Annotated in this window: 19 protein-coding genes and 1 pseudogene; 8 read left to right on the top strand and 12 right to left on the bottom strand. The window is 73.2% G+C overall.

Features of this window, described 5'->3' with window-relative positions; translation table 11 throughout:
- Nucleotides 1-648: 648 nt before the first annotated feature.
- From IE153_RS22455 to IE153_RS22445, 3 genes are all read right to left on the bottom strand, one after another.
- Nucleotides 649-1,977, bottom strand: a complete 1,329-nt coding sequence (locus IE153_RS22455) for a helix-turn-helix domain-containing protein (protein WP_229829115.1) — start codon at nucleotides 1,975-1,977, stop codon at nucleotides 649-651.
- A gap of 394 nt (nucleotides 1,978-2,371) precedes the next feature.
- Entirely contained in the window at nucleotides 2,372-3,025 is a 654-nt protein-coding gene (locus IE153_RS22450) for a DUF3017 domain-containing protein (protein ID WP_229829114.1), read from the bottom strand.
- The gene (locus IE153_RS22445) at nucleotides 3,015-3,869 is read right to left on the bottom strand and encodes a bifunctional methylenetetrahydrofolate dehydrogenase/methenyltetrahydrofolate cyclohydrolase (protein WP_031109204.1); all 855 of its coding nucleotides are present in this window, start codon (nucleotides 3,867-3,869) and stop codon (nucleotides 3,015-3,017) included. Before IE153_RS22445 ends, IE153_RS22450 begins: the two co-directional genes overlap by 11 nt.
- A 274-nt stretch (nucleotides 3,870-4,143) precedes the next feature.
- Between IE153_RS22445 and IE153_RS22440 the strand changes: the two genes are divergently transcribed.
- The 4 genes and pseudogenes from IE153_RS22440 (at nucleotide 4,144) to IE153_RS22430 (ending at nucleotide 7,400) form a co-directional block, all read left to right on the top strand.
- Entirely contained in the window at nucleotides 4,144-4,725 is a 582-nt protein-coding gene (locus IE153_RS22440) for a hypothetical protein (protein WP_189591623.1), read from the top strand.
- A 133-nt stretch (nucleotides 4,726-4,858) separates the two neighbouring features.
- A pseudogene (locus tag IE153_RS42755) lies at nucleotides 4,859-4,954 on the top strand (FHA domain-containing protein); the annotation flags it as partial.
- A 26-nt stretch (nucleotides 4,955-4,980) separates the two neighbouring features.
- Complete coding sequence (locus tag IE153_RS22435) at nucleotides 4,981-6,552, top strand: protein kinase domain-containing protein (protein ID WP_189591622.1); 1,572 nt, start codon at nucleotides 4,981-4,983, stop codon at nucleotides 6,550-6,552.
- A 104-nt stretch (nucleotides 6,553-6,656) separates the two neighbouring features.
- Entirely contained in the window at nucleotides 6,657-7,400 is a 744-nt protein-coding gene (locus IE153_RS22430) for an ALF repeat-containing protein (protein ID WP_189591621.1), read from the top strand.
- A 51-nt stretch (nucleotides 7,401-7,451) separates the two neighbouring features.
- Here IE153_RS22430 and purH read toward each other — a convergent pair whose 3' ends face one another.
- Nucleotides 7,452-9,014, bottom strand: coding sequence for a bifunctional phosphoribosylaminoimidazolecarboxamide formyltransferase/IMP cyclohydrolase (purH, locus tag IE153_RS22425; RefSeq protein ID WP_189591620.1), 1,563 nt, complete (start codon nucleotides 9,012-9,014; stop codon nucleotides 7,452-7,454).
- Nucleotides 9,011-9,649, bottom strand: a complete 639-nt coding sequence (gene purN / locus IE153_RS22420) for a phosphoribosylglycinamide formyltransferase (protein WP_189591619.1) — start codon at nucleotides 9,647-9,649, stop codon at nucleotides 9,011-9,013. Before purN ends, purH begins: the two co-directional genes overlap by 4 nt.
- Before the next feature lie 305 nt (nucleotides 9,650-9,954).
- Here purN and IE153_RS22415 point away from each other — a divergent pair, with 305 nt between their 5' ends.
- Nucleotides 9,955-10,752 (top strand): hypothetical protein, encoded by a 798-nt coding sequence (locus tag IE153_RS22415; RefSeq protein ID WP_189591618.1) that lies wholly within the window; start codon nucleotides 9,955-9,957, stop codon nucleotides 10,750-10,752.
- A 46-nt stretch (nucleotides 10,753-10,798) separates the two neighbouring features.
- Here the strand turns inward: IE153_RS22415 and IE153_RS22410 are convergent, their stop codons facing one another.
- Nucleotides 10,799-12,808: a cell division protein PerM gene (locus tag IE153_RS22410; protein ID WP_438817933.1), complete on the bottom strand. Its 2,010-nt coding sequence runs from the start codon at nucleotides 12,806-12,808 to the stop codon at nucleotides 10,799-10,801.
- Nucleotides 12,809-12,922: 114 nt separating this feature from the next.
- Between IE153_RS22410 and IE153_RS22405 the strand changes: the two genes are divergently transcribed.
- Nucleotides 12,923-14,239, top strand: coding sequence for a helix-turn-helix domain-containing protein (locus IE153_RS22405; protein WP_189591617.1), 1,317 nt, complete (start codon nucleotides 12,923-12,925; stop codon nucleotides 14,237-14,239).
- A 166-nt stretch (nucleotides 14,240-14,405) separates the two neighbouring features.
- On the opposite strand, the gene sucD is transcribed toward IE153_RS22405, so the two are convergent.
- The 3 genes from sucD to IE153_RS22390 all read right to left on the bottom strand — a co-directional run bounded on the left by sucD (nucleotide 14,406) and on the right by IE153_RS22390 (nucleotide 17,320).
- Nucleotides 14,406-15,290, bottom strand: a complete 885-nt coding sequence (gene sucD, locus IE153_RS22400; RefSeq protein ID WP_142160428.1) for a succinate--CoA ligase subunit alpha — start codon at nucleotides 15,288-15,290, stop codon at nucleotides 14,406-14,408.
- 21 nt (nucleotides 15,291-15,311) lie between these two features.
- Nucleotides 15,312-16,490 (bottom strand): ADP-forming succinate--CoA ligase subunit beta, encoded by a 1,179-nt coding sequence (gene sucC, locus IE153_RS22395; protein WP_030842026.1) that lies wholly within the window; start codon nucleotides 16,488-16,490, stop codon nucleotides 15,312-15,314.
- 512 nt (nucleotides 16,491-17,002) lie between these two features.
- On the bottom strand, nucleotides 17,003-17,320 hold the full coding sequence (locus tag IE153_RS22390; RefSeq protein ID WP_189591616.1) for a hypothetical protein: 318 nt from the start codon (nucleotides 17,318-17,320) through the stop codon (nucleotides 17,003-17,005).
- A gap of 666 nt (nucleotides 17,321-17,986) precedes the next feature.
- On the opposite strand from IE153_RS22390, the gene IE153_RS22385 reads away from it, so the two are divergent.
- A complete protein-coding gene (locus tag IE153_RS22385) occupies nucleotides 17,987-18,418 on the top strand; it encodes a hypothetical protein (protein ID WP_189591615.1) in 432 nt (143 codons plus the stop codon).
- A gap of 211 nt (nucleotides 18,419-18,629) precedes the next feature.
- Here the strand turns inward: IE153_RS22385 and IE153_RS22380 are convergent, their stop codons facing one another.
- The 3 genes from IE153_RS22380 to IE153_RS22370 form a co-directional block, all read right to left on the bottom strand.
- Complete coding sequence (locus IE153_RS22380) at nucleotides 18,630-19,796, bottom strand: VWA domain-containing protein (RefSeq protein WP_189591614.1); 1,167 nt, start codon at nucleotides 19,794-19,796, stop codon at nucleotides 18,630-18,632.
- Between the two features lie 139 nt (nucleotides 19,797-19,935).
- Entirely contained in the window at nucleotides 19,936-22,335 is a 2,400-nt protein-coding gene (locus IE153_RS22375; RefSeq protein WP_189591613.1) for a DUF5682 family protein, read from the bottom strand.
- Nucleotides 22,336-22,444: 109 nt separating this feature from the next.
- Nucleotides 22,445-23,575: an ATP-binding protein gene (locus IE153_RS22370; RefSeq protein WP_030842011.1), complete on the bottom strand. Its 1,131-nt coding sequence runs from the start codon at nucleotides 23,573-23,575 to the stop codon at nucleotides 22,445-22,447.
- Nucleotides 23,576-23,720: 145 nt separating this feature from the next.
- Between IE153_RS22370 and IE153_RS22365 the strand changes: the two genes are divergently transcribed.
- The gene (locus IE153_RS22365) at nucleotides 23,721-25,073 is read left to right on the top strand and encodes an SWIM zinc finger family protein (RefSeq protein WP_189591612.1); all 1,353 of its coding nucleotides are present in this window, start codon (nucleotides 23,721-23,723) and stop codon (nucleotides 25,071-25,073) included.
- The last annotated feature ends 13 nt before the right edge of the window (nucleotides 25,074-25,086 follow it).

Below are 25,086 nucleotides of genomic sequence, written 5' to 3'. Positions count from 1 at the left end.
CCCGGCGACCGGCGGAGCAGGCCGACCGCCGGCGGAGCCACCCGGCGACCGGCGGAGCAGGCCGACCACCGGCGAAGCCACCCGGCGACCAGCCGGCGCAGCCCATCGACCGGCAACGCCGCCCATCGAGCAGGGGTTGCAGCCCTTCGACACCGGCGGAACGACCCATCGACCAGCCGGGTGCAGCCCGTCCACCCGGCGGCGGAACCGCCCATCGACCAGTTGGCGCAGTTCGTCGCCAACCAGCGCCGCCCACCGACCGGGGGTGCAGCCCGACCAGCCGGTGCAGCCCGCCGACCGGCAGAACCGCCCATCCGACCAGCCGACGCAGGCCGCCGACCGGCAGGCCCACCCGGCGACCAATAGGTGCAGCCCGTCGACCAGCCGGCGCAGCCCATCTGCCGGGGGTACAGCCCGCCGACCGACACAACCGCCCATCCGACCAGCCGGCGCAGGCCGCCGACCGGCAGGGCCACCCGGCGACCAATAGGTGCAGCCCGTCGACCAGCCGGCGCAGCCCATCTGCCGGGGGCGCAGCCCGCCGACCGACACAACCGCCCATCCGACCAGCCGGCGCAGCCCGCCGACCGGCAGAACCGCCCAGCGGCCAGTCAAAGCAGCCCGACGACCGGCGGAGCCGCCCGTCGGCTAGTCGGTGCAGCCCTTCTGGCCGGCCGCCAGGGTCGTGCAGGCCTTGGCGTCCGCGGCGTTCTTCACGGCCACCATCGGGGTGTAGGCGATGGCGTCACCGGCCGCGGTGATGCTGCCGGTCTGCTTCGCCTTGCCCGAGCTGATCTGGACCTCGTCGCCCTGTGTCGCCTGGGTGATGCGACCCCAGGCCGCCTTGCAGGTCTCGCTGTAGCGGACCTCGACGACGGTCGTGCCGACGGTCGCGGTCTGGGCGGTGGTCACCAGGTCACCGCTGCACCCCATGGCCTCCGCGTCCTTGCCGGTGCAGCTGTCGCCGCTGCACTTCACGCCGGGCGGCAGCTTCGGGTCGCTGCTGACGGTCGGCGAGGGCGACTTGGTGCCGCCCTTGGCCTCGTCGTCGCCACCGCCGCCGGTGAGGTAGAACGCGCCGGCGATCACCACGAGCACACCCACGACCCCCGCGAGGAAGGTCACGGTCCGCTTCTTGCCCGCGGAGGAGGAGGAGGAGGAGGTCCGGCGGGTCCCCCCGGCACCACCGGCACCACCGGTGGCACCCGCACCACCGGCCCGACCCGGGACCGCGTCCTGGGGTTCGGCGTACGGGTCCGCCCCGGCGCCGGATGTCCACCCGGGGCCCCCGGGCGACCCGGCGGAGGTTCCGGACCCCGCGCCGGGCCGGGATCCCCGGCCCGTGCCGGCTCCGGCGGAGCGCCCGCCCGTCGACGACGGGCCCTGGTACCCGGCCAGCCCCCACGAGTTGACCTCGGGCTCGGCGGCCCGGCCGCTCTCCTCCCGCACACCCGCGCCGGTGGAGTCCTGGACCTCGGGCGCCGTCGGCTGCGGCGGCACGGACGGGGCCACACCGGCCGGTCCCGCGATGCCCGGCGTGACCGTGGTGCCGCCGCTCCGGCGGGCGGGCTTGGCGCCGCCCGCGGAGGCCGCCCTGCCCTCACCCGCCGAGGCCGTCTTGCCACCGGCCGAGGGGTCGGAGAAGTCCTGCCCGCCGAATTCCCCGAGCGCGGCGCGCGCCTGGGAGATCCGTATGGCCTCCATCGTCATGTCGTGCCGCATCTCCGAGCGGCTCCAGGCGCGCTCGGCGAGCTCCCACATCGTGGTCAGGTGCACCGGATTCGTGCCGGTGACCTCGGCCAGGGCCACGATCGCGCCCTTCGGCGCGAGCAGCCGGCCGTTCAGGTAACGCTCCCACGACGTCTTGCTGTAGCCCGTGCGGTCCGCCACCGACGCGATGCTCAGACCGCTGCGGTCCACGAGTCTGCGCAGCTGGCTGGTGAACTCCCTGATCTGTGGATCGAGCTCATCCGGCAAGGCCTTCCAACGAGGCATTGCTCCCCCTCTTCCCCCCGGTCGTGCTGATATTTCTCGCGCTGTTCGCCCCGCGCGTGGCGGCCTTGGCCGAGTCCCCGTTGTGGATACCCACAGGGATGCGTCCAGCCAGGATCTCAGTTCCCTGACGGGGGGCGCACAGGAGCATGGTGACCGCGCGCGATACACCCTGGACCGTCCTGATTGTCCCTGCCAACCCCGTCGTCGCACCACTTTGTGCGGTATCGGATCAGAACCGGAAGCGAGACGTACCGGAACCGTCACTTCCGTGCCACAGCGCTCTGACAGCCGTTGAACAGGCCGTTCGCCGTGGCCGAGGGTGGGTCGTGGCGGCGGGCCGTCCTTCCTCGGGGGAGGGGACGGACCGCCGTCCCCGTCATTCGTTGGTGACCGTGAAGTGCAGAGTGTCCTTCAGGAACGGGATCTGCAGCCACGGATTCGGCTGTGCCATCAGCGCCAGCAGGACGATCACGGTGCCGAGCAGGCCGTAGGTGACGATGTCCGTGAAGCGGGAGCGGACCGCGAGCATGCCGACGTCCGGCAGCAGCCAGCGCATCGCGCCACCGCCCAGCAGGGCGACGCCGATCAGCAGCGTCCCGAGCCGGAACTGGCCGAACGCCGTCACCAGCAGCCCGAGCCCGGCCAGCCCCAGCACGGCGAGGACGGGCCACTGCCGAGCGGGGGCGGGAGCGTCCCCGGGCGCGGCCCGGCCACCACCCTCGGGCCGCGCGGTGTCCTTGGTGAACAGCGGGAAGCGCCGGGTCACCCGCCGCGGCCGACCCTCGGCATCGGGCGCACTGATGGGGTCCCGGACGGTGAGGTCCTCCGGTGACTCGTGTCCCCTCGGTGTCTCCTGCCCGTCGGACGTCTCCTGCCCGCCGGGCGTTTCGCGCCCGCCGTGCGTTTCATGCCCGCCGTGCGTTTCATGCCCGCCCGGGGTCCGGTGCTCCGCCTCACTCGCGGTCCGGTGCTCGGTGTCGCCCGGAGTCCGGTGCTCGGCCCCGCTCGGGGTCCGGTGCTCAGCCGACACTGCGCTCCGCCGCCTCGACCACGTTGACGAGCAGCTGGGCACGGGTCATCGGGCCGACTCCGCCGGGGTTCGGGGAGATCCAGGCGGCGACCTCGGCGACGTCGGGGTGGACGTCGCCCACGATCTTGCCCTCGGCGCTGCGGGAGACGCCGACGTCGAGGACGGCCGCGCCGGGCTTCACGTCCTCGGCGCGGATCAGGTGGGCGGAACCGGCGGCGGCCACGATGATGTCCGCGCGCTTGAGGTGCGCCGACAGGTCACGCGTACCGGTGTGGCACTGCGTCACGGTGGCGTTCTCGCTGCGGCGGGTGAGCAGCAGCGGCATCGGCCGGCCGATGGTCACGCCGCGTCCGACGACCACGACCTCGGCGCCCTTGATCTCCACGCCGTAGCGGCGCAGCAGCGTCAGCACGCCGTTCGGGGTGCAGGGCAGCGGGGCGGGCTCGTTGAGGACGAGGCGCCCCAGGTTCATCGGATGCAGCCCGTCCGCGTCCTTGTCCGGGTCCATCAGCTCGAGGATGCGGTTCTCGTCGATGCCCTTGGGCAGCGGCAGTTGCACGATGTACCCGGTGCAGGCCGGGTCCTCGTTGAGTTCGCGGACGGCCGCCTCGATCTCCTCCTGGGTCGCTGTGGCGGGCAGTTCGCGCTGGATGGAGGCGATGCCCACCTGCGCGCAGTCGCGGTGCTTGCCGGCGACGTACTTCTGGCTGCCGGGGTCGTCCCCGACCAGGATCGTGCCGAGGCCGGGCGTGACGCCCTTCTCCTTCAGCGCCGCCACGCGGGCGGTCAGATCGGACTTGATCGCGGCTGCGGTGGCCTTGCCATCGAGAATCTGGGCGGTCATGGCCCCATCCTCGCGGATGACCCCGCCGCGGTTCCAATCCGGCCGCAATCCGGGCACCGGGGGGCCGTCCTCCCGTATCCGCCCATGATCAGCGATGTTGCACTTGCACAACACATCGGGAATGCGGCTGGACAAGCCGGTCAGTGGTGAAGAACGATGACCCGACAAGTGCCGCGGGCAGCTCAACGGGGGGACGGTCGCAATACTGAAGATTTTCCTCCGTGCGGATGTCACGCGTCGTCCCCGCACTCGGACCAACGGAGGAAAGTCCCCCATGAGCTACGGCGACCCGAACAACCCCTACGGCGCTCCCCAGGGGCAGCAGCCGCAGCAGCCGGGCTACGGATACCCGCAGGACCAGGGGCAGGCGCCCGGTTACGGCTACCCGCAGGCCCCTCCGGTGTCCCCCTACGGCGCCGGTCCCGCCGCGCCGACCACGATGCCGGGCTCGGTGAGCGCGGCCCGCGTGATGATGTGGGTGATCGTCGGTCTGCAGGTCGTCGCCGTGGTGATCCTCGGCATCGGCGCCGCGGCCCTCAACGCCGCGAAGGACGACGCGTCCCTCAAGGACAACACCGCCTTCCAGGACCTGGTCGGCGATTCGACCGGCCTGATCTGGGGCTACGTGGTGTTCGGCCTGGCCTGGATGGTGTTCGCGGCCGTCCTGGCGACGAAGTTCAGGAACGGCGGCAACGGCGCCCGGGTCACCATCCTGGTCTTCGCCATCATCACGGCGGTCCTCGGCATCTACCCGTTCATCATCATGGGCCTGGTGCACACCGTCCTGGCCATCCTGGTCGCCGTTTTCGTCGGCAACGCCAATGGCAAGGCCTGGTTCAACCGTCCCCGCTACTGAACGGACCCGGTCGACCGGACCAGTTCACGCCAATCACATCCAAGGGCCGTGTCTCACCCGTACGAGGGGGGCACGGCCCTGGTGCGTCGCCCTACTCTGACGGTGGTAGCTGTTCAGGCACGGGGAGAGCACCTTGTACAGCATCATCGTGGTACCTCCGCCGACCACGGAGGACGAGCGAAACCGCACCCCCGACAGGCTCGCGCGCGGCGCCTTCCGGCTCTTCGGCGGCCTTCGTCCGGCCGGGCCGATCCGGTGACCGAGGCGTACGCCGTACCCGTGCCCAAGGGCTACCGGGTCGGCGACTGGGAGGTGCGCGAGCCCCTCGCGACGGGCGCCTTCGGCAGTGTGTACGCCGCCCGGCGCGTCGGTGACGGCCCCGGGCTGCCGCCCACGGCCGCGCTGAAGTTCCTGCCCACCGGCACGGCCACGCCCCGCCGGCTGACCCATCTGCGCGAACTGGTCGAGCTGTACCGGCGGCTGCGGCACCCGCGGCTGGTGCGAATGTACCAGACGCTGACGGTCGACGACCCGGGCCGGCCGGAGCTGGACGGCGCCACCGTCCTCGTCCTGGAGAAGGCCGAGGGCTCCCTGTCGGCCCTGCTCGCCGCGACGCCCCGGCCCGCGGCCGGCCCCGCGCTGCTCGCGCAGATCGCCGAGGGCCTCGCCCAGTTGCACGGCGCCGGCTGGGTGCACGGCGATCTGAAGCCGGCCAACGTGCTGCTGATGGCGGACGGTTCGGTGCGCCTCGCCGACTTCAACATGGCCGCGGAGCTGGAGGGCACCCACGCCTACACGCCGGCCTTCTCCACCCCCGACTACACCCCGCCGGAACTGCTGTGGACCGAGATCGGCGAACGGGGCCGCCGCATCCGCCCGTCCGCCGACATCTGGGCCTTCGGGGTCCTCGCCCACCTCGTGCTCACCGACTCCTTCCCGCTGCCCGGGGCGACCTCGACCGCCCGGCGCGACGCGGCGGCGGCCTACGCCCGCGGCGTCGACGAACTGCGCCTGTCGCCGGAACTGCCGGACGGCTGGCGGGAGATCGTGCGCGCCTGCCTGACCCGGACGCACCGGCAGCGCATCGGCGGCACCGAGCTGCTGCGCCGGGTGACGGCGGCCGCGGGCCCGGACCGGCGCGTCCTCGGCCTGCCCCGCCTGCGCACCGCCCGCCGCATGCGTACCGCCCGCCGCCTGCGCCGCGGGTCCGTCGCGGCCGTCCTGACCGGAGCGGCCGCGGCCCTGGCCGCCCTCGCCTACGGCATCAATGTCTGGGCGGGCGCCGGCGGAACCGGCGGCGGAACCGGGTCCGGCGCGTCCGCGAACGTCTCCGCCGCCGCGTACGGCGCCTCCGAACTCCGCACCGACCGGGGCGTTCCGCCCGCCTACCGGCTGCTGATCGTCGAGACGGCGCACGACTGTGACCAGAAGGAGGTCACGCCGGTCCTGATCGCCGCCATGCTGAAGGTGGAGAGCGACTTCGACCCGGACCTCTCCGACCCCGACAACAACGAGTACGGCATCGCCCGTTGGACCCCGCGCGTCCTGCGCTGGTGGATGAACGAGGACGGCACCCCCGGCGAGACGGTCCCCCAACCCCCCTTCCCGCCCGCCGAGTCCATCCCGGCAATGGGCCGCTACCTGTGCTGGATCGCCCCACGCCTGCACGAGGACCTGCCCGGCGACCGGCAGGTCCTGATCGCCTCCGCGTACCGCACGTCGTACCGCACGGTGAACGCGACGAAGGGCGTGCCGCCGGACGTACGCGGTTACGCCGACCACGTCGCCCACTTCCTGGAGGAGTACGCGCCCGACGGTCGGAAGTGACCTCGCGGACAAGGGCGTTGACGCACCGTCATAAATGGGCGGACCCGCCGAACGGGACATGCGAACATGCTCTCGATTCCCTTGTCCCGAAGGAAGGTTCACGCATGAGACTCACCCGCGGTGCCCTGCTCGTCGCCACCGGCGCCCTGGCGCCCGCCCTCCTGCTCACCACTCCGGCCTTCGCCGCCGGCACCGCTCCCGCGGCGGTCGCGGTGGTGTCGGCTGCGCCGGCGGATGGGACGCCGGTGGACGAGATGTCGGAGGACGAGCTCCGTATCGCGATCGCTCGCATCCTGGCCGACCCGGACTCCGGCCGCGGCGTCGCCCGCGAGGCCAACGAGGCGCTCGACGGCACCGTGGAGGACATGCGGGAGTTCCTGAAGACGGGCTACCGCCTCGCCCAGGCCGAGGACGACCGCGTCGCCATCGTCCGCATCATCGGCGACCCCGACTCCGGCCGAGGCGTCAAGCGCGAAGCCACCAAGGCCCTCGACACCAACACCCCCGAGGCCCTGCGCGCCTTCCTCGAAACCGGCTACCGCCTCGCCCAGGCCGAGGACGACCGCGTCGCCATCGTCCGCATCATCGGCGACCCCGACTCCGGCCGAGGCGTCAAGCGCGAAGCCACCAAGGCCCTCGACACCAACACCCCCGAGGCCCTGCGCGCCTTCCTCGAAACCGGCTACCGCCTCGCCCAAGCCGAGGACGACCGCGTCGCCGTCGCCCGCATCCTGGCCGACCCGACCATCAGCGCGGCGCTGCGCGCGGCCGCCGAGGACGTCATCGACGGCACGCCGGAGGAACTGCGGTACTTCCTGGAGACCGGGCGGTACGAGGTCGACGCCTGACATGGCCGGAGCGGGCCGGCGGAGCTCCGCCGGCCCGCTCCGTCAACGGGCTCAGTGGAAGAAGTGCCGCGTCCCCGTGAAGTACATCGTGACGCCGGCCTTCTGCGCGGCCTCCACGACCAGCTCGTCACGGACCGAACCGCCGGGCTGGACCACGGCCTTGACTCCGGCAGCGGTGAGGATCTCCAGGCCGTCCGGGAAGGGGAAGAACGCGTCCGACGCGGCGTACGCGCCCGCGGCACGCTCGGCACCGGCCCGCTCGACGGCCAGCTTCGCGGAGTCCACCCGGTTGACCTGCCCCATACCGACGCCGACCGAGGCGCCGTCCTTGGCGAGAAGGATCGCGTTGGACTTCACCGCGCGGCAGGCCCTCCAGGCGAAGGACAGCTCGGCCAGCTCGTCGGCGCTCAGCGCCTCACCGGTCGCCAGCGTCCAGTGGGCCGGGTCGTCGCCGTCGGCCTGGAGGCGGTCGGTGACCTGGAGCAGCGCGCCGCCGTCGATCGGCTTGACCTCGACCGGCGCGGCCGGCCCGTCGGCACAGCGCAGCACGCGGATGTTCTTCTTCTTGGTGAGGGCCTCCAGGGCCCCGTCCTCGTATCCGGGCGCGACGATGACCTCGGTGAAGATCTCCGCGACCTGCTCCGCCATCTCCTTGCTGACCGGGCGGTTGACCGCGATCACGCCGCCGAACGCCGACAGCGGGTCGCACGCGTGCGCCTTGCGGTGCGCCTCGGCGACGTCCGCGCCGACGGCGATGCCGCAGGGGTTGGCGTGCTTGATGATCGCGACACACGGCTCGGCGTGGTCGTACGCGGCACGGCGGGCGGCGTCCGTGTCCGTGTAGTTGTTGTACGACATCTCCTTGCCGTGCAGCTGCTCGGCCTGGGCGAGGCCGCCGGTGCCCGAGACGTACAGGGCCGCCGGCTGGTGCGGGTTCTCGCCGTAGCGCAGGGTGTGCTCGCGCTCCCAGGTGGCGCCGAGGAAGTCGGGGAACTGCGACTCGTCCACGGGCGCGTAGGAGGAGGCGAACCAGGAGGCGACGGCCACGTCGTAGGCGGCCGTGTGCTGGAAGGCCTCGGCGGCGAGCCGCTTGCGGGTGGCGAGGTCGAAGCCGCCGCCCTGGACGGCCTTGAGCACATCGGCGTACCGGGCCGGGCTCGTGACGACCGCGACCGACGGGTGGTTCTTCGCGGCGGCCCGGACCATGGAGGGACCGCCGATGTCGATCTGCTCGACGCACTCGTCGGGCGAGGCACCCGAGGCGACGGTCTCGCGGAACGGGTAGAGGTTCACGACGACGAGGTCGAACGGCTCGACACCCAGCTCGGCGAGCTGCTCGCGGTGGCTGTCCAGGCGCAGGTCGGCGAGGATGCCCGCGTGCACGCGCGGGTGCAGGGTCTTGACCCGGCCGTCCAGGCACTCGGGGAAGCCGGTGAGCTCCTCGACCTTGGTGACGGGGACGCCGGCAGCGGCGATCTTCGCGGCGGTGGAGCCGGTGGAGACGAGCTCGACCCCGGCCTCGTGGAGCCCGCGCGCGAGGTCCTCGAGACCGGTCTTGTCGTAGACGCTGACGAGCGCCCGGCGAAGGGGCCGCTTGTTGCTCTCGGCGGTCACTGGATAACTACCTTTCGTCCCTCAATGCGATAGCCGTTGCGGGCGAGGCGCCCCACGACCTCGACGAGCAGCCTTCGCTCGACTTCCTTGATGCGCTCGTGCAGAGCGCCTTCGTCGTCCTCGTCCCGGATCTCCACCACGCCCTGCGCGATGATCGGCCCGGTGTCGACGCCGTCGTCGACGAAGTGGACGGTGCAGCCGGTGACCTTGGCGCCGTACGCGAGCGCGTCCCGCACGCCGTGGGCTCCCGGGAAACTGGGCAGGAGCGCGGGGTGGGTGTTGACGAACCGCCCGCCGAACCGCGCGAGGAACTCCTTGCCGACGATCTTCATGAACCCGGCGGAGACGACGAGGTCGGGCTCGTGCGCCGCGACGGCCTCGGCGAGGGCGGCGTCCCACTCCTCGCGGCTGCCGTGGTCCTTGACCTTGCACACGAAGGCCGGCAGCCCGGCGCGCTCGGCCCGCGCCAGCCCCTCGATGCCCTCGCGGTCCGCACCGACGGCCACGATCTCGGCCCCGTACTCCGGTGCGCCGACGGCGGCGATCTCGTCGAGCAGCGCCTGGAGGTTGGTGCCGGATCCGGAGACCAGCACGACGAGGCGCTTGGCGCGCGGGGCCACGGGCTTGGCGGCCACGGTGGGGGCCTTTCTCGGGGGAGCGTCTGTCCAAGGTGGTCGGCGCTCAACGTTTTGTACATTCATACGAATGCTTTGCGTCCCCGGATACGGGGAAGCCTACGAACCGGTCGACCGTCAGCAACGATACCGGCACACCGGACGGCCCCCACGGGACGGGGGCATGGCCGGAAGGTAGCGTCTGGACGGAGCCGGTTCGGGAACGACGTCCGGACGTGGTGCGTTCAGGAGGTGACGGACCCGGGTCCGACGCCGTTCCGTTCTGTCCACACATTGCCCCCTACCAACGGGAAGACGCTCACTTGATGCCGGACCGCAGCCTGCGACTCCTCACGTTCCCCCAGCTGTTGCCGCAGGGAGGGGAGCGCGGCGCCGTGCTGCTGCGGGAGCGCCCCAGCTCACCGCCCGACGCACCTTCGGGCGGCGACGGCGGGCAGGGGCGGGGGCGCGGATCCCAGGAGGACAATCCCTTCGCCCCGCCGCCCGAGGGCACGCCGGACCGGCCCTGGCAGCCGCGGCGCCCGTCGGGTGACGACTCCCAGGACTCCGGTGACGGCAACGGTGGAGACCGCTCGCCCTGGGGCAGCCAGTGGAGCGACCAGCAACCCGGCCGCTCCCCCGGCGGCTTCGGCGAGCGCCCCCGCGGCGGGCCCGAGGGCCAGGGCGGCGGCCCTCAGGGTGGCGGCCCGAACGCGCGCTGGGACCCGACGGATCCCGCGCAGCGCCGGGCGCGCTATGCCCTGCTGTCGGGCATGTGGGCCTTCTTCTTCGCCCTCTTCAGCTGGCCGTACGTGGCGCTGCTGCTCGGCGCGCTCGCCCTGTACTGGGCCATCAGCTCCCTGCGCGCCAAGCCCCGCAGGCCGGACCCGGACTCCCCCGCCCCCGAGCAGCAGGGCGGTGGCCGCCCCCAGACGACGGCGGCGGTGAGCGGCCTGGTCACGGCGTCCCTGGCGATCGCCCTGGTCGCCGCGTCCTTCACGGCGCAGCTGGTCTACCGCGACTACTACACGTGCACCAACGACGCCCTCACGAACGAGGCGAAGCAGTCCTGCTCCAAGCTTCTGCCGGAGGAGCTCCGAGGGTTCCTGGGGACGAACGACTGACGACCGATGACTGACGACTGATGCCTGACGACTGACGACTGACGTCTCAGGTGCTCTCCGGCGGGGCGGACCGGTCGGACGGGGCAGGGTCGGACGGCAGGAAGTCGTACAGGCCGAAGTCCGTTTCGCCATCCTGGTCGCGCAGGCCGTAGAGGGCGTCATGCTCGAAGGGCTCGTAGGGGGCGTGGGGGGCGAGGGGCGCGTTCGACGCCGGGTCCGTGGTGTGCGACGACGGCATCCCGCTCGTCGGCGCAGCATCACGCCCGGCGTGCCCGGCACCCGGGACAGCGCCCGGGTCCCCCGCTCCCCAGAAAGCCCCGTCGTCCTCGTCGCCCCCGGATCGCCCGGAAGCCCGCGCACCCGCGGCTCGTCCGGCGCCCCGAGGTCCGTCAGCGGCTCCAGCATCCCAAGCGCCGTCCAAGACCCCGGCACCCCAGAAGCCCTCGGCGTCCTCGTCACCCGTGGACGACCCGGCACCCCGGGAACCGTCGGCCCGTCCGGCACCCCGAGAGCCATCAACCCGTCCGGCACCCCGAGTGCCGTCCACGCCCCCGGCACCCCCGGCCACTCCCGCGATTCCGGCCACTCCCGTGCGCGTGAACCGAGCGCGGCCCAGCCGGGGCCCCTTGCCCAGCCGCCCGGGCCCGTCGGTGCCCCCGGTCGTGTCCTCGCGCTGTTTGCCGATCTTCGCCTCCTCCGTCCGGAGAGACCGGCACCGCCGGGCCCGCACTCCCACAGCCGTCGGGATCGCCAGCAGTCCCAGCCAGGCCAGCGTCGCGGCGGCGGCCTGCCACCAGACCGGGCCGAACCGGGACAGCACGCCGGCACCGAGCGGGCCGCCCGACAGCCCCGCCAGCCCCGCGAGCAAGGCCGCGCACACCATCGACGCCAGCGCGGCGGCACCGACGGTGCGGCCGGTCGACCAGGCGGCCGCCCGCGTGCCGCCCGGCCCCGTCCCGCCACGCTCCGCCGACACCGCACCCGTGGCCACCGTCCAGCCCACGACCACCGCGGCGACCACCGGCACCGCCCCGGCCGCCCAGTGCACCGGCGCCCCCTGCCCCGCCTCCGGTACCGCAGCCAGCAGCGGAAACGGCGGTAGGAACGGGGCCGGCGCCGAGGCCAGCGGGCCGACCGCGTGGCCGGCGCCGAGGGCGAAACCGGGGCCGAGGGCGTAAGCGGCGCCCCACACCGCCGCGTTCGGGAGCAGCGCCACGCACAGCAGCAGCACGGCGAACCGCCCCGACCACCCCTCGGTCAGCCGGAGCAGCGACGCCTGGGTCGCCGCACCGTGCCACGCCAGCGACGCCAGCACCAGCAGCGCACCGCCTCCGAGGAGCACCGCCACCCCGGCCGCCGAGGCCCGGGCGGCAACGCCGGGGCGCCCGTCCGGGCCGAGCACCAGCGGGCGTACTCCCGCCGGCAGCACGCCCAGCAACCGCCGCAGCGGCCGGCCCGGACGGCCGTACGCGGACCACACGCCCGCCCCCGCTGCCACGACGGCGACCAGCGGGACGCACACCCCGGTCCACACCCATGACGGCCGCAGCACACCCCCGGCGGCGTAGAGGGCGGCGGGCGCGGCGACGGCGAGGTAGCCGAGGACGACGCCCGTCCACGCGGTGCGGGGGGAGGCCAGGGGCCGGCTCGCGGCGACGGCGAGGCCCCCCTCGTCGTCGCTCTCGTAGTCGTCGTCCTCGCCTTCTCCCCCGCCGTCCGTGGCGTCCCGTGCCGCCCGGTGCAGCAGCCACACCGGCAGGGCGAGCAGCAGCAGGGGCGGGAGGCCGAGGGGGGCGGGAACGCCGGAGAGCGTGTCGGTGCGGACCAGCTCGGCACCGTGCGCCAGCAGCCACAGCGCCGCCGCCACGTGCATGGCTCCGCCGGGCCCGCTGTCCGGGTACGGCGAGAGGATCCACAGCAGCATCACCAGCATGGCGAACGACGCGAGCCCGAGGCCCGCCGCGAGCGCGCCACCCGTGAGGCCGCCGGCGAGCCCGGGCGAGTGGTCACGCATCCGGGTGAGCAGGGGTGACGGCGAACGTCGGCGAGCGGTCATCTCGGTCACGCCCGCCATGCTCCCAACGACACGCGCTTTACCGGCGTAACAGGCGAACCCTCGCTGTGTCGCTCAAAATACGTTTGTGTACTTTTTCGGACAGAGGGGCGCCCTGTGACGCAGAGCCCTGCCCTCCCGCTCCCACCACCCAAGGAACGCCGACGCCTGCGCGAGGCAGCCTCGCTGACGCGGGCTCAGCTGGCCTCCCGGGTAGGCGTCACCGGTGAGACGGTGCGCGGATGGGAGACCGGCCGTGTCACGCCGCGCGGCCGCAAAGGGGAGAAGTACGCGAAGCTGCTCAACTCGCTGGGCGATGAGCCCGAGGTGGCGCCGCCTCAGGACGACGCCGTCGATGACGACACCACCGAGCCGGCACCCCCGGCCGCGGTCTCCCGGCGAACCGCCCGGGCCCGGCGCAGGGCCGTCGCCGACGACCGGAAGCGACCGCCCGCCGCGAAGGACCGGGGACGCGGCCCCGCCACCGTCCCGGACCACGGCCACACCCCCGCCGCGGACCACAGCCGTCCCCCCGCCCCGCACCACAGCCGCACCGCCGTCCCGCACGGACACCGCGTCATCCTCACCGAACACCGGCGTACGACACCCCCGCACCGCCCGGACGACGCCCTCACCGCGCTGACCCCCGATCAGGCCTTCGACGCGCTCTACGCCTTCTGCGCACCCGCGCTCGTCCGGCAGACCTATCTGCTGACCGGCCGCCGTGAACTGGCCCGGGAGTCGGTGGAGCGGGCCTTCCAGATCGCGTGGCAGCGCTGGCCCGAGGTGGCCCGCGACCGCGACCCGGCGGGCTGGGTGCGCGCGATGGCCTACGAGTGCGCCCTCTCCCCGTGGCACCGGCTCCGGCTGCGTCACCGGCACCCCGAGCCGCCGCCGGCCGACGCCTTCGACCGGGCGCTGATGGACACCCTGCTGAAGCTCCCGCCGCCCTACCGCCGCACGCTGGTGCTCTACGACGGCGTCGGGCTCGGCCTGCCGGAGACGGCGGCGGAGACCGAGGCGAGCACCCGGGCGGCCGTGAACCGGCTGGCACACGCGCGCGAGGCGCTCGCCGAGCGGCTGCCTGAACTGGCGGACCCGGAAACACTGCACTGGCGGCTGGTCGAGCTGGCGTCCACCGAGCGGCTGCGGGCCGCGAAACCGTCGCTCGTGCGGAGGGGCGGGGAACGCAGGGCCCGGTTCTGGACCCGGGCCGCCATCGCCTTCACGGTGGCCCTGATCGGCACCACGGCCCTCACCGTCCGCACGGCCCCCACCCACTACGAGCCACCGGTGCCGGCGGGAGAGACGGTTCAGGGCGTACCGCCACCTGTCGCGCCCGGCCCCCTGTCGGAGTCGGAGCAGGAACTGCGCGCGAAGCTGCGCAAGGAGGAGCAGAAGGGGCCGGACCGGCTGCTTCCGCAGCTGCGGTGACCGGCTGCGGAAGCGCGGATACGGCGGTGGGCCCGCCCCCTGTGCAGGGGGCGGGCCCACCGATGAGCTCCGCGGCTCAGCCGTCCGGCGTCATCCAGGCGTCGGATGTGATGCTGCCGTCAGGCGTGATGCAGCCGTCGGGTGTGATGCAGCCCTACGGCGTGATTCAGCCGGCGAGGATCTCGCGCGCCAGCTTGGCCGTCTCGGTCGGGGTCTTGCCGACCTTGACGCCGGCGGCCTCGAGGGCCTCCTTCTTCGCGGCGGCCGTGCCGGAGGAGCCGGAGACGATGGCGCCGGCGTGGCCCATGGTCTTGCCCTCGGGCGCGGTGAAGCCCGCGACGTAGCCGACGACCGGCTTCTTCACGTTCTCCTTGATGAAGGCCGCGGCCCGCTCCTCGGCGTCGCCGCCGATCTCACCGATCATCACGATCAGGTCGGTGTCGGGGTCGGCCTCGAACGCGGCGAGCGCGTCGATGTGGGTCGTGCCGATGACCGGGTCGCCACCGATGCCGACGGCGGAGGAGAAGCCGATGTCACGCAGCTCGTACATCATCTGGTACGTCAGCGTGCCGGACTTCGAGACCAGGCCGATGCGGCCCGGCTTGGTGATGTCGCCCGGGATGATGCCGGCGTTGGACTGGCCCGGCGTGATGAGGCCGGGGCAGTTCGGGCCGATGATCCGGGTCTTGTTGCCCTGGGACACGGCGTACGCGTAGAACGCGGCCGAGTCGTGGACGGCGATGCCCTCGGTGATGACGACCGCGAGCGGGATCTCGGCGTCGATGGCCTCGACGACGGCGGCCTTGGCGAAGGCCGGCGGGACGAAGAGGACGGACACGTTGGCGCCCGTCTTCTCGATCGCCTCGGCGACCGTGCCGAAGACCGGGATGTCGTTGCCGTCGATGTCGACGGACGTGCCCGCCTTGCGGGGGTTCACGCCACCGACGATGTTCGTGCCGTCGGCCAGCATGAGCTTGGTGTGCTTCATGCCCGTGGCACCGGTCATGCCCTGGACGATGACCTTGCTGTCCTTGTTGAGGAAGATAGCCATGGCTGTTTAGTCCCTCGTCCCTTACTTCGCAGCCGCGAGCTCGGCGGCCTTGTCGGCCGCTCCGTCCATGGTGTCCACGCGCTGCACCAGCGGGTGGTTGGCGTCGGAGAGGATCTTGCGCCCGAGCTCCGCGTTGTTGCCGTCCAGACGGACGACCAGGGGCTTGGTGACTTCCTCGCCCTTGTCCTTGAGCAGCTGCAGCGCCTGGACGATGCCGTTGGCGACCTCGTCACAGGCGGTGATGCCACCGAAGACGTTGACGAAGACGGACTTGACGTCCGGGTCGCCGAGGATGATCTCCAGGCCGTTCGCCATGACGGCGGCGGAGGCGCCGCCACCGATGTCGAGGAAGTTGGCCGGCTTCACGCCGCCGTGCGCCTCACCGGCGTACGCGACGACGTCCAGGGTGCTCATGACGAGACCCGCGCCGTTGCCGATGATGCCGACCTCACCGTCGAGCTTGACGTAGTTGAGGTTCTTCTCCTTGGCGGCGGCCTCGAGCGGGTTGGCCGCGTCCTTGTCCTGGAGGGCCTCGTGCTCCGGCTGACGGAACTCGGCGTTCTCGTCCAGGGAGACCTTGCCGTCCAGGGCGATGACCTCACCCGAGGCGACCTTGGCCAGCGGGTTGACCTCGACGAGGAGCGCGTCCTCTTCGATGAAGGTCTTCCACAGGGTGACCAGGACGTTCTCGACCTTGTCGGCGACCTCGGCCGGGAAGTTCGCGGCCTCGACGATCTGGCGGGCGACCTCGGGGGTCACGCCCACGTTGGCGTCGATCGGCGTCTTGGCGACGGCCTCGGGGCGGGTCTCCGCCACCTCCTCGATCTCCATGCCGCCCTCGACGGACGCGATGGAGAGGAAGGTGCGGTTGGCACGGTCCAGGAGGAAGGAGACGTAGTACTCCTCCACGATCTCCGGGGCCGTCTCGGCGATCATCACCTTGTGGACCGTGTGGCCCTTGATGTCCATGCCGAGAATGTTGGTGGCGTGCTCGACCGCCTCGTCGGCGGTCGCCGCCAGCTTCACGCCGCCGGCCTTGCCGCGGCCACCGACCTTCACCTGGGCCTTGACGACGGACTTGCCACCGAGGCGCTCGGTGGCTGCGCGGGCCGCCTCAGGCGTGTCGATGACTTCACCGGCCAGCACCGGTACATCGTGCTTGGCGAAGAGGTCCCTCGCCTGGTACTCGAACAGGTCCACGCGCTTCCGTCCCTATCAGTGATCTCGCGGTTCGTTGTCTGCGTGGGCGTGCCGCGAGGGCAACGTGACGTCCGCTGTCTGTCACAAGGGAGGCGCACACGGTGTCCGAGCGCGCGGCATGTCCGTCTCGCAGGTTATCGCTGCTTCCGGGAGGCCTCTAAATCGAGGGTCACACCTGAGCGGTGATACCTGTCACATGATGCCGCGCTCTCTGGCACGGCGTGCCGGGTGTGAGGTGCGGGTGAGGGGCCTCACCGGGCTGGGGTTGACCCGGTGAGGCCCGCCGGACACCCCCGGAGGAGCGCGAATGCCCTGTTCAGGGCCCGGCTCTCCGGGGCTCGGGTCGGGTGGTCCCCACCCCAATGGGGACCCATCGACCCCTCCACGAGGTTTCGGCCTCGGACCACCGACGGCTTTCGGCCGTCCGGGCGTGACTTCTCGTGAAGAGCTGGGGGATCTCTCCGCCGCAGAGGGCGGGCCGACGGCGGGGAAGCCTCGGCGGTCTGCCCGTACTAGCCGGGGAAGAGGGGGATGTCCTGGTGGCTGCCCCGGGCATCGGCCGCGTCGGTACGGGCCACGAGCCCGGGTACGAGTGTCAGCGGCGCCCGGAGGCACGGGGTGACGGCGTGGACGTCGCCGTGCCGCGACGAGCCGCTGTCGGCCAGGGACCGGTTGCCGAGCGCACCGTCGGGACGACCACTGGACGGGTGGTGGGCCGGAGTGAGTCCGACGACGTGGGTGGGCTTTCCGGGGTGGGTGGACGGCCCGGAGTGGCTGATGTAGCCGGTGTTATGTGCGCGTCTGTGGTGCGTGTGAATGCCGGGAGCCATCGGGCCGCCTGCGGGTGCCGCGTGAGGCTCGTTGCCGTGGGCGGCGGCGCCCGGTGTCCCGGCCTGCCGCGACCATCCGGTCCCGTCCACCACCGGCGTCGTCGCCCCACCCGGCTGCGGGCCGGCCGTGACCGGGGCGGGGAGGGGGAGAGCGGGGAGGGGAGGCGAGCCTGGGAGCGCGGTGTCACTGCCCGGGAGCGCGGGCAGGGCCGGAAGACCGGGCAGGCTGACTGAACCGGGCAGTCCTGGCACGGTGGGCAGGGCGGGTGAGCCGGGCAGCCTTGGCGAGGCGGGCAGGGAGGGCAGGGCGGGTGGGCCTGGGAGCCCCGGCACAGAGGGCGGTGTCGGCAAGGCGGCTGGAACCGGGAGGTTCGGCACAGCCGGAGGGCTCGGCACAGCCGGAGGGCTCGGCACAGCCGGAGGGCTCGGCACAGCCGGAGAGTTCGGCACAGCCGGAGAGTTCGGCACAGCCGGAGGGTTCGGCAGAGCCGGAGGGTTCGGCACAGCCGGGGCGTCGGGCAGCACGGGGAGGTCGGGCAGAGTCGAGCGGTTCCGCAGAGCCGGGAGGTCGGGCAGCACAGGGTGCGACGAAGGCTTGGGCAGGCCCGAGTGCGACGGCTCCCTCGGCGGCTCCGACCGCCCCGCTTGCGACGCCCGCTCGGACGAGTGCGACTGCGACTGCGACTGCGACTGCGGCTGCGGCTGCGGCTGCGGCTGCGGCTGCGGCTGCGGCTGCGGCTGCGGCTGCGGCTGCGGCTGCGGCTGCGGCTGCGAGGACGATGGCAGCGACGACGACGGCGGTGTCGACAGCGACGGCGGTTTCACCCGGCTGTCTGCCACCCCCTCGCTCGCAGCCTCCTCCGTGTCACCGGCAGAGCGCCCGAGCCGGTCCCGCGCACCCTCCGGGACGTGAACGCCGCTGACGACCTGCCCGCCCCGCCCCTCCGGCAGCGCTTCTACGCCGCTCTCCGCATAGGCCCGCTCCCCGCACAGCAGCCCGATGGCCAGCACCCCACCCACCAGCAGCGCCACTTGGAGCGCACGCCGCCCGGCCGCTGTGCGCAGCGCGCGCAACACGGCATCGGGCAGGGCTGCTGACCAGGTCAAGAGAGGGAGCTTCCTCCCGTGCGACGGAAGCGGTACTGCCCGGTCGGCAGCACGCACGGCCGAGCAGGCGCCGATCCTCGCACGGGAGTGCGGAGGTTGCGCAAGCCCTTGCTTACCGATGGCCCGTCATGTCCGTTTTGCTGCTCCAAGTCGGACGACGGCACGTCGGCACGGCGTCATCTGCCCCCTCCCGACGGGCCCTTCACGCCGCGTCGGGTATCGGCAACGGCCGCTTCTCGATCGCGGCCGCCATCACCTCCGGGAACAGATCGGGCGTGCAGGCGAACGCCGGTGCCCCCAGCGCCGCGAGTGCCGCCGCGTGCTCCCGGTCGTACGCCGGTGCCCCCTCGTCCGAGAGGGCCAGCAGCGTCACGAACTGCACGCCGGCCGCCTTCATCGCGGAGACCCGCTTGAGCATCTCGTTGCGGATGCCGCCTTCGTAGAGGTCGCTGATCAGCACGACCACCGTGTCCGCGGGCCGGGTGATCTGCGACTGGCAGTAGGCGAGCGCCCGGTTGATGTCCGTGCCACCGCCGAGCTGCGTGCCGAACAGCACGTCGACCGGGTCGTCCAGCTGGTCCGTGAGGTCCACGACCGCCGTGTCGAAGACGACGAGTCGCGTGGAGATCGTCCGCATCGAGGCGAGCACCGCCCCGAACACCGAGGCGTACACCACCGATGCCGCCATGGATCCCGACTGGTCGATACAGAGGATGACCTCCTTCTTGGTGGACCGGTTCGCCCGCCCGTACCCGATGAGCCGCTCCGGCACGATCGTTCGGTACTCGGGCAGGTAGTGCTTGAGGTTGGCCGCGATGGTGCGGTTCCAGTCGATGTCGTGGTGGCGGGGCCGGTTGATCCGGGCGCTGCGGTCGAGCGCGCCGGTGAGGGTGGCCCGGGTGCGGGTCGCCAGCCGGTTCTCCAGGTCCTCGACGACCTTGCGCACGACGGCCCGGGCCGTCTCCTTCGTCGTCTCCGGCATCGCCTTGTTGAGCGACAGCAGCGTGCCGACGAGATGCACGTCGGCCTCGACGGCTTCCAGCATCTCCGGCTCCAGCAGCAGCGTGGCGAGACCGAGCCGGTCGATGGCGTCGCGCTGCATGACCTGCACGACGGAGGACGGGAAGTACGTGCGGATGTCCCCGAGCCAGCGCGCCACCGACGGCGCCGACGCCCCGAGCCCCGCCGAACGGTCCCGGCCCCCCTGTGACCTGCCGTCCTTTCTGCCGTAGAGCGCGGTGAGCGCCCCGTCCATCGCCGCGTCCCGTCCCGACAGCGCGCAGCCGGTGCCGTCCGCGGAATCCCCTCCGAGCACGAGCCGCCAGCGCCGCAGCCGCTCCTGCGCCGGGTCCGTCGCCTCGGCCGTCATCCCCGTCCTCCCTCGCGAGGCCGTTCCCACAGCGGGATCACCGGCACGGTCGTCGCGGGCCGTACTTCCACCCGGAGTCCGCCCGTCGCGGTGTCCCCCGCCGCCGGCGGCGTCGTCCGCTCCCTCAGTGCCACGGTCGTCATCCCGTCACCCCCGCCAGGTCGTTGTTCGTGTTCTCGTCCACCTCGTCCAGTCCGAGCAGCAGCCGTACGACCGGCAGCACGGCGTCCGCGCGCTCCAGGTCGAGGTCGGCCGCGAAGCCCGGTGTCCCCGCGCCGGCGGCGGTCGCGCCACCCCCGGCCACCGGCCCGCGCCGGACCAGTTCACCGAGGGTCCGGCGCACCCCGGGCTCGTACGCCGAGAACGTCCGCCGCAGCAGGGGCAGTACGTCCGTGAAGGCCTCGGCGGGAACTCCGGTCAGCCACGCGTCGACCAACCCGAGCAGCCGCTCGTCGTGCACCAGGAGCAGCCCGCCGCCGGAGCCCCCTCCGACGAAGCCCTCGATCCACGCGGCCGCGTCCGCCGGCGGTGTGCCCGGTGACAGGACGAGTCCCATCAGCAGGGCCGCCTCGTCGTGGGTCAGCTCCCCGTCGTCGAGCAGGAGCCGCACGGCCCGCCCCCGGATGACCCCGGGCACGGTGTCCCGCCCGGACAGCACCCGCAGCACCGACTGCCAGCGGCCTCTCAGCCGGCCGTGTCCCGCCGCGGGCGCGTCGCCCAGGAGGCCCACGGCCTGGTGCACCGCCTCCACATGGCGTCGCATCTCCTCGGCGGCGTCCGCGTCGAGCGCGGCGCAGGCCGGGGGCAGCCCGACGAAGACCCGCTCGGCCAGTCCCGCGGCGACCTCTGCCAGGGCACCGGTGTCCGTGCCGCGCACGTCGCCGTAGCGCAGGGAGCGGACCAGGGCCGGGAGTGCCTGGGCGAGATGGCCGACGTCCGTGTCGAGGGCCGCCCGGTCGGTGAGGATCCGTATCACCGTCGGCAGCGCGCCGGGCAGTTCGGCCAGGAGGCAGTGCTCGGCGAGCGCGGTGACGTCGGCGAGGCCCTGCGCGGTGACGGCGTCCGTCTCGGCCTTGGCTGTCGCGGCGGACAGGACGGTCGTGCCCCACACTCCTGCCTCGGCGATCCGGACGGACAGCTCGGGCTCCCAGCGCAGCCGCCACGTCTCGCGGAACGTGCCCGTGCTGCCCCGCGAGGCGGCCGGTTCGCCCCATGCGATGCCGAGCAGCCGCAGCCGGTGCAGCAGTCTGCTGCGGGCGGCGTCGTTCTCCTTGCGCAGGTCGAGCTCCAGCTCCCTCTCCAGCGCCTCCGGCTTCAGCCGAAGCCGGCGTTGCAGCCGGGTGAGGTCCCGCTGCAACGGCACCGCCGGCGCCGACGGCGGCACCTCCCCCAGCACGTCCCCCACGACCAGCCGGTCCCGCACCAGTTCCAGCGGCACGTCCGAGCCCTCGCACATCACGGCCCGCACCGCGTCGGTCGTCTCGCTCAGGCCGGGCAGCGGACGGCCGCGCATCGCGGCGAGGGTCTCGGCCAGCCGTACCGCCTCGATGACATGGGCGGAGGAGACGATCCGGTCCTCGGCGCGCAGCAGCCCCGCCACCTTGGTCAGCCACCGCTCCACCGGCCGATCGGGGGCGCTGAACAGGTGCCCGTACCAGCCGGGCGAGTCGATGCCGGCCCCGTACCCGCTGCTCCGGGACAGCCGCCGGTGCGTCCACGGCACCCAGGTCAGGTCCGTCTTGACCTTGGGCAGCCCCTTGAGCAGCGCCTTGTCGGCGGCGACGGTGGACTTCCGCCGCAGTGCGGGCACGTGCCAGGCCCCGCAGACGACGACCACCGCGTCGTCGAACTCCCGCTGCGCGGCCCGCACCTGGAGCCGCATGTACGCCTCCCGCACCAGGTCCCGGTCGTGACCGCCGCTGCCGTACGTCTCCCGGAGGGCGCCCATGGCCTCCTCCAGCGCGGTGAACGGCGCGAGCGCGTCGCCTTCCTCCGCACCTCGGTGCTCCACGACGTCCTCCCACCAGCGCTCGGGGTCGTCGTAGCCGGCGGTCTCGGCGAGCACGCGGAGCGGATCGATCCGCAGGGCGGCGGGGCCGGGGCCGGTGTCTCCGTCCACCGTCGCCGTCTCGGCGTCCAGCGGGCGTTCGCTCTCCTGTGCCTCCGCGTCCTCCTGGCTCCCCCAGGCCAGCGTGTGCGTGGCCGGCAGGTCGATGAAGCGGGCCGGGACGTCGTGGTCCAGGGCCCAGCGGAGGGCGATCCATTCCGGGGAGAACCCGGCCAGTGGCCAGAACGCCGAGCGGCCGGGCTCGTCCACGGCGTGGGCGAGCAGGGCGACCGGTGGCCGCATCTCCTCGTCGGCGGCGAGCGGGATCAGGGCGTCGGCCTCGGGCGGCCCTTCGATCAGCACGACCCGCGGCCGGACCTCCTCCAGCGCCGCCCGCACCGCCCGGGCCGACCCGGGTCCGTGATGCCGCACCCCGAGCAGCACCGGCCCCGCCCCGGCCCTGTGGCCCACGGCGCTTTCCACACCGGTCACTTCATCCCCCTGCCGTCCCGCACATCCCTACCCGAACCAGCCGCCGACCGCCGTCCCACCGCCGCCCGGGGCCGCCGTCCCACCGCCCGAGGCTCCGGCCCCGTGTCGCTCACACGCTCACCTCACGGCAGGCCCGGTAGAAGTCCTTCCAGCCGTCCCGCTCGCGGACCACCGTCTCCAGGTACTCCTGCCAGATGACCCGGTCCGCCGCCGGGTCGCGGACCACCGCGCCGAGGATGCCCGCGGCGACGTCGCCCGGCCGCAGCACACCGTCGCCGAAGTGAGCCGCCAGGGCGAGCCCGTTGGTGACGACGGAGATCGCCTCGGCCGTGGACAGCGTGCCGCTGGGCGACTTCAGCTTCGTCCGGCCGTCGGCCGTGACCCCGTCGCGCAGCTCGCGGAAGACCGTGACGACCCGGCGGATCTCGACCAGCCCGTCGGGCGCGGCCGGCAGGTCGAGGGAGCGGCCGATCTGGTCGACGCGCCGCGAGACGATGTCGACCTCGGCCTCGGGGCTCTCCGGCAGCGGCAGCACCACCGTGTTGAAACGGCGGCGCAGGGCGCTGGACAGGTCGTTGACCCCGCGGTCGCGGTCGTTGGCCGTGGCGATCAGGTTGAAGCCGCGGACCGCCTGCACCTCCTGGCCGAGCTCCGGTATCGGCAGCGTCTTCTCCGACAGGATCGTGATGAGCGTGTCCTGCACGTCGGCCGGAATCCGGGTCAGCTCCTCGACGCGGGCCGTCATGCCCTCCGCCATGGCCCGCATCACCGGGCTGGGTACGAGGGCGTCGCGGCTCGGGCCGTGGGCGAGCAGCTGCGCGTAGTTCCAGCCGTAGCGGATGGCCTCTTCCGGGGTGCCGGCGGTGCCCTGCACCAGCAGCGTGGAGTCGCCGCTGACGGCCGCGGCCAGGTGCTCGGACACCCAGGTCTTCGCCGTGCCCGGCACGCCGAGCAGCAGCAGGGCGCGGTCGGTGGCGAGCGTGGTGACGGCGACCTCGACGATGCGGCGCGGGCCGACGTACTTGGGACTGATCACCGTGCCGTCCGGCAGCGTGCCGCCGAGCAGGTAGGTCGCGACGGCCCACGGCGACAGCTTCCAGCGGGCCGGGCGCGGCCGGTCGTCCTGGGCGGCCAGCGCGGCGAGTTCCTGCGCGAAGGCGTCCTCGGCGTGCGGTCGCAACGCCTGGGCGGCTTCCGTCTCCCCCGCTTCGACGGACGTCGGCTCCACGGACACAGTCATGGCAAAGTCCCCCTCCAGCTCGGCCGGTTCGGATCTGGCACCAACGTTGCACCACACCACTGACAATGCGTTCCGACCTGCGAAAACGCCCTGCCGAGGCCGCTCGCGGACCCGATTGTCAGTGGCGGGATCTACCTTCGATGGCATGACTCAGCAGGGGGTGCGCTGGACCGCGGACCAGGTGCTGGCACTGGCGCCTGACGCCGCATCACGCAAAGCGGGATGCAAACTCGGCGCGGCAGGGCCGTGGTCCGAGGCGGGGAGTTCCGACGAGAGGACGGTGTGGGGGCTGTGCAAGGGCAGCGGAAGCAAGCCGTATCAGACGGTCGTGGACATCGCGGACGCCGCCGGCCCCGCGTACAAGTGCAGTTGTCCGAGCCGCAAGTTCCCGTGCAAGCACGCTCTCGGGCTGCTGCTGCTCTGGGCCGCCGACGACGCGGCCGTACCGCCGGGGCAGGCGCCGGAGTGGGCCGAGGAGTGGGCGGCGGGGCGGCGCAGGCGCGCGGAGAAGAAGGCTGGGGAGATCTCGGGTGCGCCGTCCGGGTCCGCTGATCCGGAGGCGGCGCGGCGCCGGGCGGAGCGCCGGGCCGAGCGGGTCACGTCGGGCGCGGTGGAGCTGGAGCAGCGTCTGGCCGATCTGCTGCGCGGCGGCCTGGCGACCGCGGAGCAGTCGGGGTACGGCCTCTGGGAGGAGACGGCGGCCCGCATGGTCGACGCCCAGGCCCAGGGTCTGGCGGGCCGGGTGCGGGAGTTGGGGGCGATCCCGTCCACGGGTGCGGGCTGGCCGGTACGGCTGCTGGAGGAGTGCGCGCTGCTGCATCTCCTCGGTCAGGGCTGGCTGCGCCGCGAGCGGCTCCCGGACGGCCTGGCCGCCACGGTCCGTTCCCGCATGGGCCTCCCGGCCTCCGCGGACGGCCCGCCGCTGCGCGACCGCTGGCTCGTCCTCGCCCAGTACGACGCGACGGACCCGCGCCTGACGACCCGCCGGATCTGGCTGCACGGCGCCGACTCGCACCGCACTGTCCTGCTCCTCTCCTATGGCGCCGCGGGCCGCGCCCCGGAGCTGGCGCTGCCGGTGGGGCTGGCCCTGGAGGCGGAGGTGTCCGCGTATCCGGGTTCCGGGCAGCCGCGGGTGGCCCTGGGCGAGCAGTTCGCCCCGCCCGCGCCGGCGGCGATCCGTCCGCCGGGGATGACGACGTCCCGGGCGGCGGCCCGTTACGGCGACGCCCTGCGCGACGATCCGTGGCTGGAGTCCGTCCCGGTGACGCTGGACCGGGTCGTTCCGGCCCCGGACGGAGGCTCCTGGCAGCTGGCGGACGCCGACGAGGACGCGGCGTTGCCGCTCACTCCCGCCGCGCGCTCCCGGCCGGGCCTGTGGCGGCTCGTCGCCCTGTCGGGCGGTGCCCCGGTCAGAGTCTTCGGCGAATACGGCCACCAGGGCTTCACCCCGCTGACGGCCTGGCCCGAGGGCCCGGGTGACGCGGTCGCGCTGTGCTGAACCGACGCCGGTC

Source organism: Streptomyces massasporeus, from assembly GCF_014648995.1.
Lineage (GTDB): Bacteria > Actinomycetota > Actinomycetes > Streptomycetales > Streptomycetaceae > Streptomyces > Streptomyces massasporeus.
This window is presented reverse-complemented; position numbering and strand designations above follow the sequence as displayed.